At 54.7% G+C, this 16,793-nt stretch carries 9 protein-coding genes and 1 pseudogene; 1 reads left to right on the top strand and 9 read right to left on the bottom strand.

Features of this window, described 5'->3' with window-relative positions:
* Positions 1-27: 27 nt before the first annotated feature.
* The 5 genes from ACR0AH_RS07835 to ACR0AH_RS07815 form a co-directional block, all read right to left on the bottom strand.
* Positions 28-1,338, bottom strand: coding sequence for an HlyD family type I secretion periplasmic adaptor subunit (locus ACR0AH_RS07835; RefSeq protein ID WP_480591180.1), 1,311 nt, complete (start codon positions 1,336-1,338; stop codon positions 28-30).
* A complete protein-coding gene (locus ACR0AH_RS07830) occupies positions 1,322-3,454 on the bottom strand; it encodes a type I secretion system permease/ATPase (RefSeq protein WP_480591178.1) in 2,133 nt (710 codons plus the stop codon). Before ACR0AH_RS07830 ends, ACR0AH_RS07835 begins: the two co-directional genes overlap by 17 nt.
* Positions 3,451-3,606, bottom strand: a complete 156-nt coding sequence (locus tag ACR0AH_RS07825; RefSeq protein ID WP_170561501.1) for a hypothetical protein — start codon at positions 3,604-3,606, stop codon at positions 3,451-3,453. The genes ACR0AH_RS07830 and ACR0AH_RS07825 overlap by 4 nt, the downstream gene beginning before the upstream one ends.
* Before the next feature lie 394 nt (positions 3,607-4,000).
* Positions 4,001-4,807 carry a SapC family protein gene (locus ACR0AH_RS07820; RefSeq protein WP_170732721.1) on the bottom strand — a complete coding sequence of 269 codons (807 nt, stop codon included), beginning with the start codon at positions 4,805-4,807 and terminating at the stop codon, positions 4,001-4,003.
* Positions 4,808-4,871: 64 nt separating this feature from the next.
* A complete protein-coding gene (locus ACR0AH_RS07815) occupies positions 4,872-8,732 on the bottom strand; it encodes an Ig-like domain-containing protein (protein ID WP_480591176.1) in 3,861 nt (1,286 codons plus the stop codon).
* A 349-nt stretch (positions 8,733-9,081) separates the two neighbouring features.
* Here ACR0AH_RS07815 and ACR0AH_RS07810 point away from each other — a divergent pair, with 349 nt between their 5' ends.
* The gene (locus tag ACR0AH_RS07810) at positions 9,082-10,995 is read left to right on the top strand and encodes a M10 family metallopeptidase C-terminal domain-containing protein (protein ID WP_480591175.1); all 1,914 of its coding nucleotides are present in this window, start codon (positions 9,082-9,084) and stop codon (positions 10,993-10,995) included.
* Positions 10,996-11,015: 20 nt separating this feature from the next.
* Here ACR0AH_RS07810 and ACR0AH_RS07805 read toward each other — a convergent pair whose 3' ends face one another.
* The 4 genes and pseudogenes from ACR0AH_RS07805 to ACR0AH_RS07790 form a co-directional block, all read right to left on the bottom strand.
* A complete protein-coding gene (locus tag ACR0AH_RS07805) occupies positions 11,016-12,323 on the bottom strand; it encodes an HlyD family type I secretion periplasmic adaptor subunit (RefSeq protein ID WP_170394559.1) in 1,308 nt (435 codons plus the stop codon).
* Positions 12,323-14,062 carry a type I secretion system permease/ATPase gene (locus ACR0AH_RS07800; protein WP_480591173.1) on the bottom strand — a complete coding sequence of 580 codons (1,740 nt, stop codon included), beginning with the start codon at positions 14,060-14,062 and terminating at the stop codon, positions 12,323-12,325. Before ACR0AH_RS07800 ends, ACR0AH_RS07805 begins: the two co-directional genes overlap by 1 nt.
* 360 nt (positions 14,063-14,422) lie before the next feature.
* Entirely contained in the window at positions 14,423-15,739 is a 1,317-nt protein-coding gene (locus ACR0AH_RS07795) for a nucleotide sugar dehydrogenase (protein WP_480591171.1), read from the bottom strand.
* A 197-nt stretch (positions 15,740-15,936) separates the two neighbouring features.
* A pseudogene (locus tag ACR0AH_RS07790) lies at positions 15,937-16,699 on the bottom strand (IS5 family transposase).
* Positions 16,700-16,793 lie beyond the last annotated feature (94 nt).

The raw sequence follows: 16,793 nt of genomic DNA, 5'->3' as shown, positions 1-16,793 counted from the left end.
CTATCTGCTGCCCATCTGTCGTTCTCTTCAATCGCGCAGCGCCTCGTCTTTTATCTTCAGAGCAGGTTGGATCAGATAATCCAGAACTGACTTTCGCCCCGACAGAATATCGACCTGAGCGATCATTCCTGGGATGATTTCAACCGCTGTACCACCCGCATCCAACATCGTGTCTGAAGTCTGAATTTCGACGACGAAAACCTCTTCCTCACTTCGTTCCGAGCGAGTGATGGTGTCGGCACCGATGCGAACGATCACGCCATCCAGACTGCCGTACCGCGAAAAATCGTAGGCCGTGATCTTGATTTTGACCTTTTGCTCTGGGTGCAGGAAGGCGATGTCCTTGGGCCGGACATAGGCTTCCACCAACAATCTGTCGTCCAACGGAACAATCTCAATCAGTTCCTCACCGCTTTGGGCCATCCCGCCGATCGTCGTCCGGTGAATGCGGTTTACGACACCCCGTACGGGGGCTCGGATCAGCGCGCGAGACGCACGGTCACGCAAAGAGGGTAGGGCAGGTTGCAAGGCGGCAAGCTCTGCCGAAACCAAAGCCAGATCAGTTAGTGCGGCACTACGAAACCGACTGCGCGTCGCGCGGACCTTGTCATCCACTTCATCCAGCCCGGCCTTCAACCGGTTGATCATCGCCTCTGCTCTGACCTTGCGGCCTTTCCATTCCGCCTCGCTACGGCGCAGGGCCAAAAGGGTTGTTGCCGGTTCCATCTTCTGTTCGACCAATGGCACCATCATAGCGCGCTCATCGGCCAACACATTCAGGGTCTCGGTTGACGTGACCTGGTCAACCAATCCCTCTTCGTACTCGCGTTGCCGCTGTTCGCGCTGTCGAGAGAGAATTGCAATCTCAGCTTCAAGTTCTGCTTGCCGACCGTGGTACAGCGCAGTCTCCGACCGCACGACATCTGGCGCGCCAGTCAGAAGATCGTCGTCAAACTCAAGCTCAGCCCCATCGATTTCGGCACGTAGTCGTTGTGCGCGGGCCATCAAACCAAAGGCACGCTGTTGCTCTTGGCTCAACTCTCGTTCGATCTGAGTAGTATTCAGCTCCATCAGCAATGCACCAGCCTCAACCACCAGACCCTCGCGCACGTGAACGGACCGCAAAACTCCGGGTTCGGTCGCTTCGATCACCTGAATATCGCCGGATGGCACGATACGCCCATCTGCCCTCACGACATCGTCGAGTTCAGTTAAATGAGCCCAGGCGACGGCGCTTATCAAACAACTGAGTATCAGGAGCAGCAGCAATGATCCCCGCAGCGGTGACCCTCCACGCATTTCACGGGCGAGGCTTTCCAGATCAGGATGCCGCGACATTCAGATGCCTCCCGTGTTTGCGAACTGTCTGCGTCAGTATGTTTTTGGGTCCGTCCATCGCAATTTTGCCATCCTCAATCACTATGACCCGATCAACCAGTTCCAGCAGGCTGGTTCGGTGCGTCACGATGATCATCGTGGTATCTGGCGTGGTCTTTTTAAGGCGGCGTATAATTTCGGATTCGGATTTGACGTCCATCGCGCTCGTAGGCTCATCCAGCAGCAGAACAGGAGGATGCCCGATAAGCGCCCGGGCCAATGCAATCGCCTGCCTTTGACCACCTGACAATCCTTCTCCTCGTTCGGCTACAGGCTGATCATAACCCCGTGGGTGCCGCGCGATAAAATCTTCGACACCTGCAATGCGCCCTGCACGGATCAGTTCATGATCACGCGGGCGCACCGACCCGCTGGCAATGTTTTCCCGGATGGTGCCGGAAAACAGCCAGATGTCTTGCAAGACTGAACCAATGTTTCGCCGCAAGTCGCCGGGATCAATCTGGCGAATGTCCAGCCCGTCCAACATCACCGAGCCCACACGCGGTTGGTAGAGGCCCAACAAAAGTCGCGCAATCGTACTCTTGCCCGACCCGATCTGGCCCAGGACAGCGACTTTTTCACCGGGTTCGATTGTAAATGAGACACCTTTCATCGCATCTTCCGTTTGATCAGGATATGCGAAATGAACATTGTTAAACGTTATCCGCCCGGAAAACTCGGATCTGCTGATCCAAGATTTGCCTTCAGGCCGCTCATTGCTCGCCTGCATTAACGTGTCCAGATTGTGGTAGGCACTGCGTGCCTGATTGACACGTGTCAGGGTTTGCGCCAATTGTCCCAGCGGTGCCAGGGCACGGCCGGTCAGCATCACCGACGCAACAAGTGCCCCCATGCTCGTCTGGCCATCCGTGATCAGAAATACACCATAAAAGACGATAAGAACTTGCGCGGCCTGCTGAGTAAATCCAGTTAGGTTCAGGGCAAATTGAGTAACGGCCCTGCTGCGTGATCCGTAGTTTGACTGGCGTGCAATTGCACCTTCCCACCGCATTCGCATCTGCCGACTGGCGGCGGTTGTCTTGATGGTTTCCAAGCCTGATACAGCCTCAACCAGAACAGATTGCTTGGATTGTCCGTCTGCAAAACTTTGTTCAGCAAGACGCGACAGGATCGGTTGAACAGCCAGTCCGCTGAGAAGAACGACTGGTACAGCGAGTGCCGGAACAAGCGCCAGCGGGCCGCCCACCATATAGATCGCGAATATGAATACCGCGATGAATGGCAAGTCTACGACAGCGACGAGTGTGGCAGAAGTGAAGAATTCACGCAAAGTTTCGAATTCGCGGATTGTACTGGCCATTGCACCCGTTGAGCCCGTTCGAGACGACATGCGAATATTCAGCACCTGGTCAAATACTCGCCGTCCCATGGACATGTCAGCATTCTGGCCGGCGCGATCTATGAACCCCGCGCGAAGTAGCTTCAGCGCGAAGTCAAAAAGAAGCGCCAACCCCACGCCAAGCGTCAAAGCTATCAGCGACTCGGTCGCCTCGTTGGGCAAAACCCGGTCGTAGACGATCATGATAAAGACTGAGGTCGTAAGCCCCAGAACGTTTGCCATTGCCGCAGCCAGCGCCACCTGAACGTAAGACCAGCGGTTTGCGGAAAGTGCCGACCAGAACCAATGACCCCGCTGATCCGCTTGATCTGTGTTAACTTCGTCGCGGTGCAAGGGTCGAAACAACAATGCATAGCCCGTGTAGACTTCGCCCACGCCGCTTTCGGGAACCTCTCCGATACCGTCATCCAAAGCGGGGTCGTAAAGCAATAGATCGCCATTGCGCGTGCGCCCGTGGTACACAACGGCGCGATCGCCTTCCAACAACAAGATCGCAGGTGCCAGCGATGCATCAAATGCCGACAGCTTTCGCGCACCAAACCCGACCTGCAGGCCTGCTCGTTGTGCCGCGTGCATCGCATCGCGCACGGTCAACTCACCTGTATCGCCAGATTGGCAGGCGTTCAGTGCTGCAACTGTCAATGGCCGCTCAAGTGTCGCCGCGACATTCAACAAGCAAGCTTCCAATTCGGTCAGAGTTGCACGATCAACATTCATAGCGACTTATCCAGCGTGTCCATCGTGAACCCCGGAAAACCCAGAATGGTCTCGGTTCGGATCGATGAGGTGTAATTGGCCAAAGCGAAGTTCTGTTCTGCCAGAATCAGCCGTTCCTGTAGCTGCATGTCGTTGCGTTTCGTACCCGACACTCGGGATCTCGCAGTCAATACATCCATTTTAGGTTCATGACCTTCCGATACCCGCCAGTAAGGGGGCGCTTCACTACTATTGGAGTTCGTCTGAACGGGCCGCGCTATCAACCCCAATAAGGCCTGAGCCAAGAATGCACCGCCAGCGGCATTCTGGTAAGCTTGGATTGTCCTTGTTTTGGACCCACTTCGTGCCACAATCGAACTGCTCTGAACAGCCTGTCGCACTTGTTGGTCAAAAGCGTTCTTTGAAAGCTGTTTTGATCGTGCTGTTGCGCTTGCTCCGGTCGTTCCTCGCGTTAAAGATGTCTCGACATCGGCTAAGTTGGGCGTTGAGGTGCAGGCTGAAACTGACAGTAACCCCGCTGTTATGCCAAGGATTCCAAGCCCGAACTTAACCCATTGCATGGATCGCGCCCTCCTTGCATTGTCCGTGCCGAACCTCTTCAGCAAGTGCAGTCATGAATCCGCCAAAGGTGTCGTTTTGTTCTGAACTCGTCGTGCCTGATTGGCTCTGCGCACTGGACAGCCACACGCAATGCGACAGGGATACTTGATGAGCGTGAATCAACTGTAGCGCGTCGCTAGAAAGTAGGGCCAATTTATTAGACTCGGGCAATTGTTCCAGCAGAATTGGATCAACGCCCCAGTAACCCTCGGTCAAAGTGATGCCATTCTGTTCGCCCAGTGGTACAAGCAGACCCATTTCAGCGATCAAAGAGCAGACTTGGTCCGTTTTGTTTGCCGAGGCCAGGCGATTTTGCAGAAAGCGGCGCACACGGCAGAGATCCTGCGTCAAAAGTCCGTCCACTGTAAAAAATGGTTGGTCTTTAGGGTCATGTGTAACCAACCCTGAATCCTCGTCGACAAACAGACGTGACCGAGAGTCGCCCTTTTTCATAGCTTCTGCCTGGAATGGAAAGCAACGCAACGCTGAGGGCACATAAGGCGCAAGCCAGCGACCGTTTTGGTCGACGAAGGGCGGTGCCATTTCCGGGATGACTGAGAATAGTGCGACGGGAGAAAAACCTGTTTGGTTTGACAGGAACACAATCGGAAAAGATGTGGCAATTTGCGGAACTTCTGAGATGACGATGGGACAGGCGTCCATCTCTGCAACAAATTGGTATGATGTGAACCGGCGCCAGAATCGATTCCTGTGCCGTACAAGGCTAACTGGGAAAAGGCCGTTCTCTGCCATGTGATCCTCTTGTTTTGAAGAGGCGAGGCTACATTTGTGCATCGCCCCAAGCTACGAGCGCCGTTTAGGCTGAAGCGCCAGTTGGGTCAGTGATCAGGATGTTGTCGTCGGACAAACTGCTCAGATCGGAAAGGCCATCGAACTGTGCAAGCGCTTCGACCGACGCCGAATCTGGGCCAGAGTAGTCAACCTTCACCAGAATGCTGTCAGTGCCGTCCGTTGCCAGCAGATACATCTCATCACCTGATTGAGCACCATTCAGGTTTTCAGCTGCGCTAGTGATTGTATCCAGATCAAGGTCCGAAAGCGTGGTCTCCAGCCCGACGAACCCGGTGTTGGCACCAATTGTGCCGCCGGCCACCAAGGTCTCCACACCGGTCCCGTCGCCGCGAAGCGATGTGGTATTCAACCCCTGGAACATCAAGGCGTCAGAAACGCTGGCTGCTGGGCCCAGTGTGAACCCATTGATCGTATCAATGCCATTTAAAGATGGGTCAGCTTCGAAAACGATGACGTCTCGACCCGCCCCGGACACATCTATGGTGTCGTCGCCCTGGTTGCCGCGGATGACATCATCAACATCCGAGCCCGTAATGGTATCATTCCCACTGGTGCCGAGATGGAGCTGTGATGGCCCTCCGTCTGGAGTGGTCAACGTCAAGACGATGGGTTGGTTCGCGTCCTGAACTGTCATAGTAAATGTCACCACAGGCTGCGATAAATCCCCATAGCTCGTGGCCGCGCCCGCGAAACTGATTGCGGAACCTCCATTCGGGTTAGCCAGAAAGAGATTGAAGTCAGGGTTTTCTGTCTCGGAGCCGCTATCGTAGGTCGCCGCCGTAGGATCGAACCCCAGCTCGGCGGTAAAGGCCAGACCGCTTGAGATATCGCGATCGGAATCTGCGTAGACCTCGAACGTCACTGTCGTTCCGCTGCGACCGGCTTCAACGATGGTGTAGGCCGCCGGAACATGAGCAATTGCCTGTTCGGACACCGGATCAGGATCGGGGCCGCCTGCGACTGTCGCCTGTGCCGCGAAATCGAGGGCGTCTCCCGCTTCAATCGAGGCAAAGCTTGCAGCAGGCGCGGACAGGGTCCAGCTCCCATCGGCTGCAACTGTGGCCGAACCAAGCGAGACCGAGTTAAGCGTGACATCGACCGCTTGTCCGGCAGACAGGCCTGCGGAACTGCCTAATACGGTCATTCCAGTGTTTTGTGCATCGATCAGCGACACGGCACTATTGGCACCCACATCATTGATGTAGAGGATAGGTTTGAAATCCGTGGCCAACATGGTTGTCGCATCGGTTGCCGGGTTTCCTGCGGCGTCTTGAACCGATGCCGTGACCGCAAAATTGCCTCCATCGGCCAAACTGGCCAAATCCGCCGAAGGAATGCTTGTGCTCCACAAGCCACCAGAAACCACCGCACTGTAGGTCTGACTATTAAGGCTAATCGTTACAATCTGCCCGTCCTCGGCATTTGTTGTCCCCGACACATTGAGGTCTGTTCCCTGTTCAACGATATCCAGAACCGATCCAACCGAAAGCGGGTTCAATGCAATTGTTGGTGCGCTGAGGTCGGTGCTGAAACTGGTCGTCGCAGCATTCGTGTTGCCAGCCGCATCCGTGATTGAGGCGTTCACGTCATACGTTTGCCCGTCCTGCAGGCTGCTCAAATCGGCAGCAGCCGCTGTGAATGTCCAGATGCCACCATTTACAGTGGCCGTTCCGCCGGTCAGAACCGCACCTCCGGATTGGATGATCTGTACCGAAACTTGCGTACCATTGGCCGCATCAGAAGTTCCCGAGACCACCAGATCCGTTGCTTGTTCGGTCAGGTTGACTACTGCTCCATCTGACAGTGATGATATGGCGAGCGACGGGGCGGAGAAGTCCGTGTCGAAGCTGTTGGTCGCCTGTATCGCCGGATTGCCGGCGGCATCCGATACATCCGCTATCACGCTGATCGTAGCTCCATCGGGTAGCGCCGCCAAATCCGCCGAGGGGACACTCACCGACCACCCCCCGGTTGAGGCCTGTCCAGTGTAGGATTGGCCGTTCAGATTTACGGTGATTGTCTGACCATCTTCGGCGGATGTAGTGCCCGTAATGGTCAAGTCCGTACCACGTTCCGCAGCATTCAAAACCGCTCCGCCCGAAAAACTGTCGATACTCAGAGTTGGGGCGGTGACATCTTTGGATAAGTTGACGCTGACTTGCGGGGCGACAAGGCCGTCGGCGTCCGTCACGTCGCCCGTGATATTGAAGTCTCCACCATCGGCAAGCGCTATGAGATCGGCGCTGGGGATTGTCACACTCCAACTGCCGCCCGAGACCGAGTCGGTATAAGTCTGCCCATCAAGGGTTACTGTTACCTGCTGCCCGTCGGTTACGTTCCCTGTTGTCCCGCTTACGACCAGGTCAGATCCGGTTTCGACCGCATTCAGGATAGCCCCGACCGACAAGGGAGTGATTGCAATTGATGGGCCCGTGAGATCGACCGGAACGGATACCGATATCGGTGTTGCCGAATTGCCTGCTGTGTCGCTGACGGCAACTGAAACGGATGCGGGCACACCGGTTGCCAAACCAGACAAATCGGCATTCGGGATCGTCACTGACCAACTGCCGCCCGATACAGAACCCGTGTAATCCTGACCGTCGAAAGATACATTGACCACCTGGCCGTTTTCAGCTGTGGTCGTGCCCGACAAGACAAGATCCCCAACGACATCGGCCAGATCTATTGAACCGCCACCCACTGGGTTTAGTGTCAGATCAGGCGCGGTCAGATCAGTGTCAAAACTTCCATTGGCCTGAGCTGCTGGGTTCCCAGCGCGATCCGATACATCAGCCGTCACCGTGACGCTTGACCCGTCTGGCAGCGTGGTAAGATCTGAAGCGGGCACCGAAACGCTCCAGCCGCCGCCCGAAACGGTGCCACTATAGGATTGCCCACCAATCGCTACCATTACGGTCTGCCCATTCTCGGCATCCGTTGTGCCAGAGATTTCGAGATTTGTACCTTGTTCTGCAGCATTCATTACCGCACCCGCCGAGAATGTATCGATGGTCAGGACCGGCGGAATGGTATCAACGTCGAACCTTGCGGTTTCAGCCGATAGCTCCATCCCGCTACCATCCAGATGGCGCACGGAAACATCCGAGATCCCCTGAGGCAGGGCCGCTGCCTCGGCCTGCGTCAGTGAAACGCTCCAGCTTCCGTCGCCTGCAGGAGTGACTGATTTTGTCACCGATCCGATGGTAACTTCGACAGTCGTTGTTCCATCCGGCGCTGTTGTTTGGCTGCTGAGATTGCTCAATACGTTTGATTGCAGCTCAGCCAGGTTCAGGCTGGGCGGTCGAGGAGGTGAGGGGGTAACGGTGGGTTCGGCATCAGTTTCATCGTCGCTGTCTCCACCGCCGCCGCCTCCGCCTCCGCCACCGGCAGCTGCAGCACCGGCTATTCCCAGCCCGCCCAAGGCCAGCCCGGCACCGCTTACGCCACCTGCGGTCGCTGCGGTCGCACCTGCGGCCTCTGCGGCTAGACCTAATTGTGCAATTTCGCCGACGACTTCATCTGCAACCATTATGGTGCCGTTTTCCAGAATCTGTACGTTCTCGGCAGAGACAACAATCGTCCGCCCATCTGTCAGTTTCAGCTGCACGTCGCCATTCGAAAGCAGCTTTGCCACCCGAACGCCCGGAATTGACTCAGCAAACTGATGAGACGCAAGCTGTTCATCGGTGGCCTGCGCAAGAGCTGGTAATGCTAATAGTGTCGAGCCAAGGCCGCCAGCAACCCCGCGTCCTACCCATCGCTGAAGTTTTTTGTCGAACCATTTGCGGATATGGCGCGTACGTTGCGCATCGGGCCCGGCGTCCGTGGTCGATTTATTGGTCGAAACGGTATCTTTGGTCATTTTGCCCTCTCATTAGATGGACGCTGGTCGTTGCGTGATATGCTGTTTTCGGCCGATCTGGTCTGTGGTTTGATCTTCTGAGCCATTCGACCGCTGCGAAAAATTTGAGTTAATCTGGAACTGAAGTCCTTGTTTTCACCACATTTCTGTTCTGGTTCAGAACCGAACATCGTTTCATCCTGTATGTGTTGCCAGGGGTGGCAGGGGGTAACGGGCGATGATGCTTCAGTTCGAAAGAGTGGTGGCAACGGGGACCGCAGCGCTCGATTCAGGTATCGGCGATACGGCTTTAAAAACGTTTAACGGGGAAACGTATCTTTACAGCACGAGCGGACCCGGGGGAGGGCTCGTGTCTTGGCACCTTGTGGAGGGGGCTGGCCCACAAGAACAGGACCAACAATATTTCGATGCCTCGATTGCCCATCAGGTCGGGCGCAGCGGAACCCCGATTCATCTGGCGGGCAATAATCAACTGGTCCTCGATGTCGATACCGCCACAGGACTTGTGGGTTATGAACTAAACACGGATGGCACTATCGGTGCCTTGCAAGAAACCGATGCCTTGACGGGCGGCGGAGATATCGCTGCAGCGGTTCAGGTGACGATTGGGGCTGGCGACTTGCTTGCGCTTGCGCATGAGGACACAGGCCAGATCGGCACCTATAGTATCAATGGTGATGGATCGCTGAGCCCGGCGCATAGCATTAACGCGTCTGCCAGTACGCTTCAGACCCTGCAATCGGGGTCGAATCATTTCATTGTCGGCGCAGATGCAACCAGTGGAACAATCTCGTCATATTCGATCGATCAAGGCAGTGGCGTGCTCTCTGAGGTTGCCGGTAATGACGATATCCAAACGCTGGGCATCAGTTCTCCTACGGCGGTTGAGACAATTCAAGCCTATGGAAAGTCATGGATTGTTGTGGCCGGATCGCAGAGCAATTCGCTAAGCGTTATGGAATTGGACGCCAGCGGGCAGTTAAAGCCGACGGATCATATTCTGGATACCCTGCATACCCGGTTTGGGGCCGTACAGGATCTTTCAATTCTTGAAGTTAATGGTCGGGTTTTCGTGGTGGCTGGGGGCGGGGATGATGGGATCACGCTGTTTACAATGACGCCGGACGGGCAGCTCATCCATATGGATAGTTTTGCTGATACCCTGGACAGTGGATTGCAAAATGTCCAAACGATCAGCGTTGCGCATATGGGGGATGAGCTGCAGATATTTGTATCATCTCAACAGGATGCAGGGCTCACTCAGCTGAGCGTATCGATTGCCGACCTTGGAATTGTTGCCGAAGGGTTCGGAACAGTAACCGGAACCGCGCAGGACGACATGCTAAAAGGCGGTGTACTGGACACTATTCTGGACGGCGGAGCAGGGGACGATATGCTGATTACGGGCACCAGTTCCACGACCATGACGGGTGGTGCTGGCGCGGACATCTTTGTGATCCGTCAAACAAGTGGCCCGACTGTGATCACGGACTTTCAGGCCGGCACCGACCGTTTGGATCTGACTGATTATCCTTTTCTGCGCACCCCAGCGCAGTTGGATTTCACTTCCACCGCTCGAGGCGCCCAAATCGCTTATCGCGACGAAACGATAGAACTTGTTTCAGCTAATGGCACGTCCCTGACAAATGAGCAGGTATTCGGCGCAGGGTTTGGTGGTCCCGATCATATTCCTGTCAATCTGGGTAGCGGGCCGGATAACAACTCATCAGACGGGGTAGCTGGTGGGTTCACGCTGAATTCGACGACTCCAAACGCAGCGTTGGGAAATGCTGAAATCCGGTTCACCCCAGACGGAGGGTCTGCAGTTGTTGCGCAGGCAAATGCACAAGGTGAATTTGATCTGGATCTACCAGACGGCGCGTTTTCCGGCCAATTGAACATCATCAAATCGTATTCAACGGCAAGCAGCGAGATAACAGCGCTGGATGCATTGCAGGTTTTGCGCATGTCGGTTGGACTTGATCCGACATGGGGTCCGGCAACGGCCGAAAATTACATTGCGGCCGATATCACCCGGGACGGATCGGTAAACGCGTTGGATGCACTGGCAATTCTTCAGGTTGCGGTCGGCCAGCCTTCTGCGCACAACGCTGAGTGGGTTTTTCTGGATGCAAATGCGGATCTATCCGGAATTTCACGCAGCAACGTCACCTACGAAACCGGAGCAGAGGTCACAATTGTTGATAGTGATCTGTCGGTCGACATGACCTCAATACTGCTTGGCAATATCGAGGCAGTTTGAATGCGATTGCGTGATCGGTGCTATTCTCGAAACGCGCGGTAGAAGTAATCTGCCAATGGTTTGACCAGGTAAGAAAGCGGAGTGCGTTCATCAGTTTTGATCATGGCTTCGACAGGCATACCCGGCAACAGTTCCTGGCCATTCAAACGGTCCAGTTGTCCTTCGTCAGGCACAACTTCAGCACGGTAGAAGGTAAAGCCGCTCGTCTCATCTGTGAATGAATCTGCTGAGACATTGATCACACGGCCATTCAGCTCAGGCGTGTCGCGTTGATTGAATGCGGGAAAGCGCAAGGCGACTTCCTGTCCGCGATGTAACTGATCCACATGCAACGCATCCACCCGTGCTGCGACCAACAAGGGCGTATCCTGCGGCACTACATACATCATCGGCTCACCCGGCTGGATCACAGACTGGATGGCAAAAACCTGACTGTCGTAAACTGTGCCAGCGACGGGTGCACGGATGTCTAGACGCGACAAACGCTCGGAAAGGGAAAGACGACGTTCCGCCAGTTCTACAACGCGAGACTGCACATCCCGAAGCTCGGTGATGGCTTCTTCGCGCCGCGTGGCCTGCAATTCAACAATTTGAATTTCGGTCGTGGCGATCTGGCCTGTCAGTCGCGCAACTGTGGATTCGAGGCTGCCGATTTGCCCTGTTAGATTTGCCTCTTCCCGCTGCAATGCAGAAACGCGGCTGGCCTGTGTCAGGCCGCGATCAAGCAAACCTTGCTGATCTTCGAGCTCCGTTCTGATCAATTCGACCTGAGTATTCAGTGACGCCAATTGCGCCTGCGTCCCCTCAATCTCGTTCTGGATCTGTATCTTCTGTTTCCCAAGCTGGTCGATCTGCTGGGTCAGCGTTTCCAACCTGGCGTTGAACAGACGTTGTTGGCCTTCCAACAGATCGTCGTCGATCGATTCGCGGGCTTTGAGCTCTTGCAGATTTTGCTTTAACGTATCTGCGTTCGCACCATCCCGTTCAGCCTCTAGCCGGGTCTTTCGGGCAAGTAACTCAAATAGCTGAGATTCCACGATCGTTTGCTCCGAGGCCAAAAACGTATCGTCAAGCCGCAGCATCATGTCCCCACGCGCCACTGCGTCACCGTCACGTACGAATATCTCGCCTACAACGCCACCATCGGGGTGTTCGATGACCTGACGATTGCTCTGAACTTCGATCACACCTTGCGAGATAATAGCACCGGCCAGCTCAGTGCGGACGCTCCATAATCCCAGTCCCAGGATCAAAACTGCCAGAGCCAAAAGGCCGACAAAAGCGGGCGCTTTAATACTCCAAACGGGACGTGAACTCTTGTCTGCCATTATTCACCCACCTTGTTCAGGTGCCTTTTGATAACGTTGGCGTTTTGGACCATCGTGTTCAAAACTTCATCGCGCCCACCGGATTTGACGATCTGGCCCTTCTCGACAACGACAAGATCGTCGCATTCCGAGATCGCCTGAGGCCGGTGCGTCATGATGATCGTGGATTTGCCCGCGCTCTTGAGCTCGCGGACCGCGTTGTTCAGGGCGAGGGTTCCGTCTGCATCCAGGGCCGAGTTTGGCTCATCCAGAATCAACAATACCGGATTGCCATATAGAGCGCGCGCCAATGCAATCCGCTGTTTCTGCCCACCGGAAAGCTGGCTGTCATTGCCCTCAAGGAAGGTGTCGTATCCTTTCTCAAGCCCCAGAATCAGCTCATGTGCATTGGCTGTTTTCGCCGCTGCAACAACCGCTTCGGGATCAGGGGTTTGTGACATCCGGGCGATGTTTTCAGCAACCGTTCCGTTGAACAGCGTCACTTGCTGGGGCAAATAGCCAATATGTTGCCCAAGATCATCAGGGTCGTATTGATCAAGTGTAGCGCCGGCCAAACGAATTTCCCCTGCCGCCGGTTGCCAAAGGCCCAACAACGCTTTGGCTAGGGTCGTTTTGCCAGACCCACTTTTACCAATCACACCCAGAGCTGTGCCGGGGCGCAACTCAAGTGCCGCATTCCGTAGTGTCGGTGTCTTCGCGCCCGGAGGGATCACCGTCAGGCCCTTTGCGACAAGATGTGCTTTGGGAACGGGCAGTTTGGTGCGCGACGCCTCGGGGGGCGTTGAATCAAGAAATGTGTTCAGGTTAATCCATGCCGTGCGCGCGCGTTCGATCATCGACCATTGACCCACCGCCATTTCGACCGGAGCCAAAGCGCGACCTAGAAGGATCGTGCCAGCAATCATAGCACCGGGCGTCATTTCGTTGCGCAGAACCAGCAACGCGCCAAGCGCCAGCATGGCGGATTGCAAAAACAGCCGCAGAGACTTAGTCAACGAAGTAAAGCTGCCGGTCCAGTCGCTTGCGGATATGGATTGAGAAAGCGCCTCGGTGCGTTGGTTCAACCAGCGTTTTGAGACATCTTCCTGCATGCCCTGAGATCTGACGACCTCGGCAGCTTGTCTGGCGTGTTCAGAAAATGCATTTGCTTTGGCAGAGGCGATTTGAGCATCTGCCACTTTGCGATGGGTCAACGCTTGGTTCAGCAGCGCGATAACAATCAGAAGCGTTCCACCTGCGACGGCCAACCAGCCAAGCAACGGATGGAACAGGAAGATTGCGGCCACAAAAATCGGCGTCCAAGGGATGTCCATAACCGCCAACAAAACGGGCGAGGCGCATAACGCGCGGATCGATTCCAGATCTCGCAATGCAGTCGCAGGTGCTGATCGAACCTGTGGGAACAATGCGCGTCGCATGGTCCCTTCAAACACGCGTTCATCGAGTGCTGATTGAAATCGCGCTCCGAACCGAGCCACGATTCGGCCGCGCGCATAGTCCAACATCGCCATCAGCGCATAAAGCAGCGCGACAAGCAAAAAAAGCGCTGATAAAGTCTCGACCGAGCGCGACCCAAGGACCCGATCATACACTTGCAGCATGAACAGCGGTCCGGTCAGCATAAGCAGATTGACAAAAACGCTGAAAATGAAGGCAAGCGCCAGGAAACTGTTCCCTTGGTTGCGCACCTTTCGCAGCTCATGACGCTGAGGCGGGGTGTTGCGGTTTTTCAAGCTCACGCGTTTTGGCCCTTGATTGCTCACACTTGGAACTCGTCAACAGCCAATCTTCCTGTACCCGAAGGCGGCCTGACAATTGCCGCAACTATATCTGCGTACCTGCACAGGAACAACGCGCGTTTCATGCGCCGCCAATTGTTTAGGCGGTGTTCGTACCGATGAATTGATTGGAATGGCAGGAAAGTGCCGACATTTTTGCCTTGCGGGTCCAATTCTCAGCGCATTCATCCAGCGCTTAGGACACCGTCAAACCATTCAGAGTTTTGGTCCCGCGTAAGCGGTCATACGAGCGACAGCCGTTCCTAAGTACCATCCGCCAGGTGTTCCGGCCCTGCTCGGCAAAGCCGGTCGCAGTTTCATTTAAGCACGAACAATATTTTGCTCAGAGGTACGGTATTTACCGCGGGTGTCGATGAGGAGCTTCGCGTGATTTTTGATCAACTCATAATCAAAGGCATCGTGATTGGTCGCCAGAATAACTGCATCCTGCTCCGACAGAACCTCAGGGGTAAGGGTTTCAGATGACAATTCAAAGAAGTGTTCCCGCATCGTGGGAAATTCGGGCACATGGGGGTCCGAGTAGCTGAGGTCTCCTCCATTGTCTCGGATCAGCTCCATCAAGGTGACAGAAGGGCTCTCTCGCATGTCGTCGACATTTTTTTTGTACGCGATGCCCAAAACCATGATTTTACTGCCACGAATCGCTTTGCTGCGATCATTCAGCGCATTGGCGAGTTTGCCAAACACATATTCCGGCATCGCCGTGTTCACTTCACCGGCCAATTCGATGAAGCGTGTGTTGATGCCGTATTCACGTGCTTTCCAGGTCAGGTAAAATGGATCGATAGGGATGCAGTGCCCTCCAAGTCCCGGACCCGGATAGTAAGGCGTAAACCCGAAGGGTTTGGTCGCGGCCGCGTCGATAACCTCAAAAATATCGATCCCCATGCGGTCAGCAACGATTTTCATCTCGTTCACGAGGCCAATGTTTACCGCCCGGTGGATATTTTCCAGAAGCTTTGTCATCTCGGCAGTCTCGGTCGAGCTTACCGGTACGAGCTTATCAATCGCGTGCTCATAAAGCGCGATACCCGCCTTCAGGCATGCCGCTGTATGTCCGCCGACCACTTTTGGTATTGTATTGGTCGTAAAATCCGGGTTGGCGGGGTCTTCGCGTTCGGGTGAGTAGACAGCAAAAAGATCCTCACCAACCTCAAGTCCATTTTTCTCAAGCCGAGGCAAAACTTCTTCTTTGGTTGTGCCTGGATAAGTCGTGCTTTCCAGCGCAATAACCTGACCCGGACGCAAATGATCTGATATTTGGTCACACGTATCGGTGACAAAGCTCAGATCTGGCTCGCGATATTTGTTGAGTGGAGTTGGTACACACAACATAATGCCATCCGCCTCAGCGATGCGCGAGAAATCTGTAGTGGCCTCGAATCCACTTTTTCGCGCCTCTGCAATGCGGTCATCGTCGATATGCTCAATTGAGCTGTGACCGGAGTTTAAATTCTGCACCTTTGTGGTATCCAGGTCGAAGCCAATCACCCGGTATCCAATTTCGGTATATCTGAGGGCCAGGGGTTGTCCGACATATCCCAGTCCAACAATCCCGATCACAGCCTGCTTCGCAGTAAGCTTTTGTAGCAGGTTGTTTAGTGATGTCTGTGTCATGATAAAATCGCTCTTTATCTAAGTCTGCGCAGGATAGTCAGAGGGGCCCCAAATACGAAGTCGCGTCTCTACTAGTTGCTTTGTTGAAAAAGGCAATGGGTATTTGGGTCGCAAACAGATTTGGCGATTGTAATCTCGCTAGGCACAGAAGCGTTTGATACGCCTATTGGGAAATGAACGGCAGTTGGGCTCAGTACTCATAGCCAATAGATGACGGTTGCGGCGAGCGCGATTGCCGATAGGAAGACTTTGGGGCAGCGATCGTATCGGGTTGCGACATGCCTCCAATTCTTGAGCCTGCCGAACATGATCTCGATCCGGGTGCGCCGCTATTATCTTCGCATGTCGTAATTGTCCGCAGTTATTCACTGGTTTCAACCGGGGGTACAGGCCCGTATCCCTTTGTCTTTCAACGCTTCTCGAAACCAATCAGCGTCACAACCTCGGCCCCCGAGCGGTAGTCGACATCTGGCAGGCTGCTCAGCAAAGCCCGCGCACCATCATGGTCGCTGACTTGACCGGCAGCAACAGAGAGGTTTAGCGGACGCATCTGGCTGTCGCAGATGGCGTGCAGCTTAGTATTCAAGCCGCGCTTCGTGCGATCGATCAGATCACCACACCCCCTTTTTGACGCCCAAACTGTACGCCGTTCGGTGGGTTTCAAGTAGGTCGCGTCGATCATAACAATCTTCTCCTCGCCGCGCTCAGCGGCCAAATCGTTCATCATCTGTGAAAAGATACCCTTACCGCTCCACCGTTACCAACGGTTGTACAGGGTCTTGTGTGGCCGTATTCCGAAGGCGCGCACCGCCAGCGTAACTCATTGCGGTTGATGAAAATAATTCCAGTTAGGACGCGCTAATCATCAACGCAGGGTTTGCCATGGAGCTTTGGGAGATAGGGCTCGAGACGTGCCATCCGCGCGTCGTTCAACCAGAAGAGATCAGACCTATTCACCATTCGTTTTGTGAACAGTGAATCAGGCAGAAAGGCGGAAATCAATGGGTCCTGAGCCTAGGCATTAGCAGAAGTACTAAACGAGTAGATTTCCCAT

This window comes from Ruegeria sp. AM5, assembly GCF_056540645.1.
Note: the sequence above shows the minus strand (reverse complement) of the source record. Positions and strands in the feature narration are given on the sequence as shown.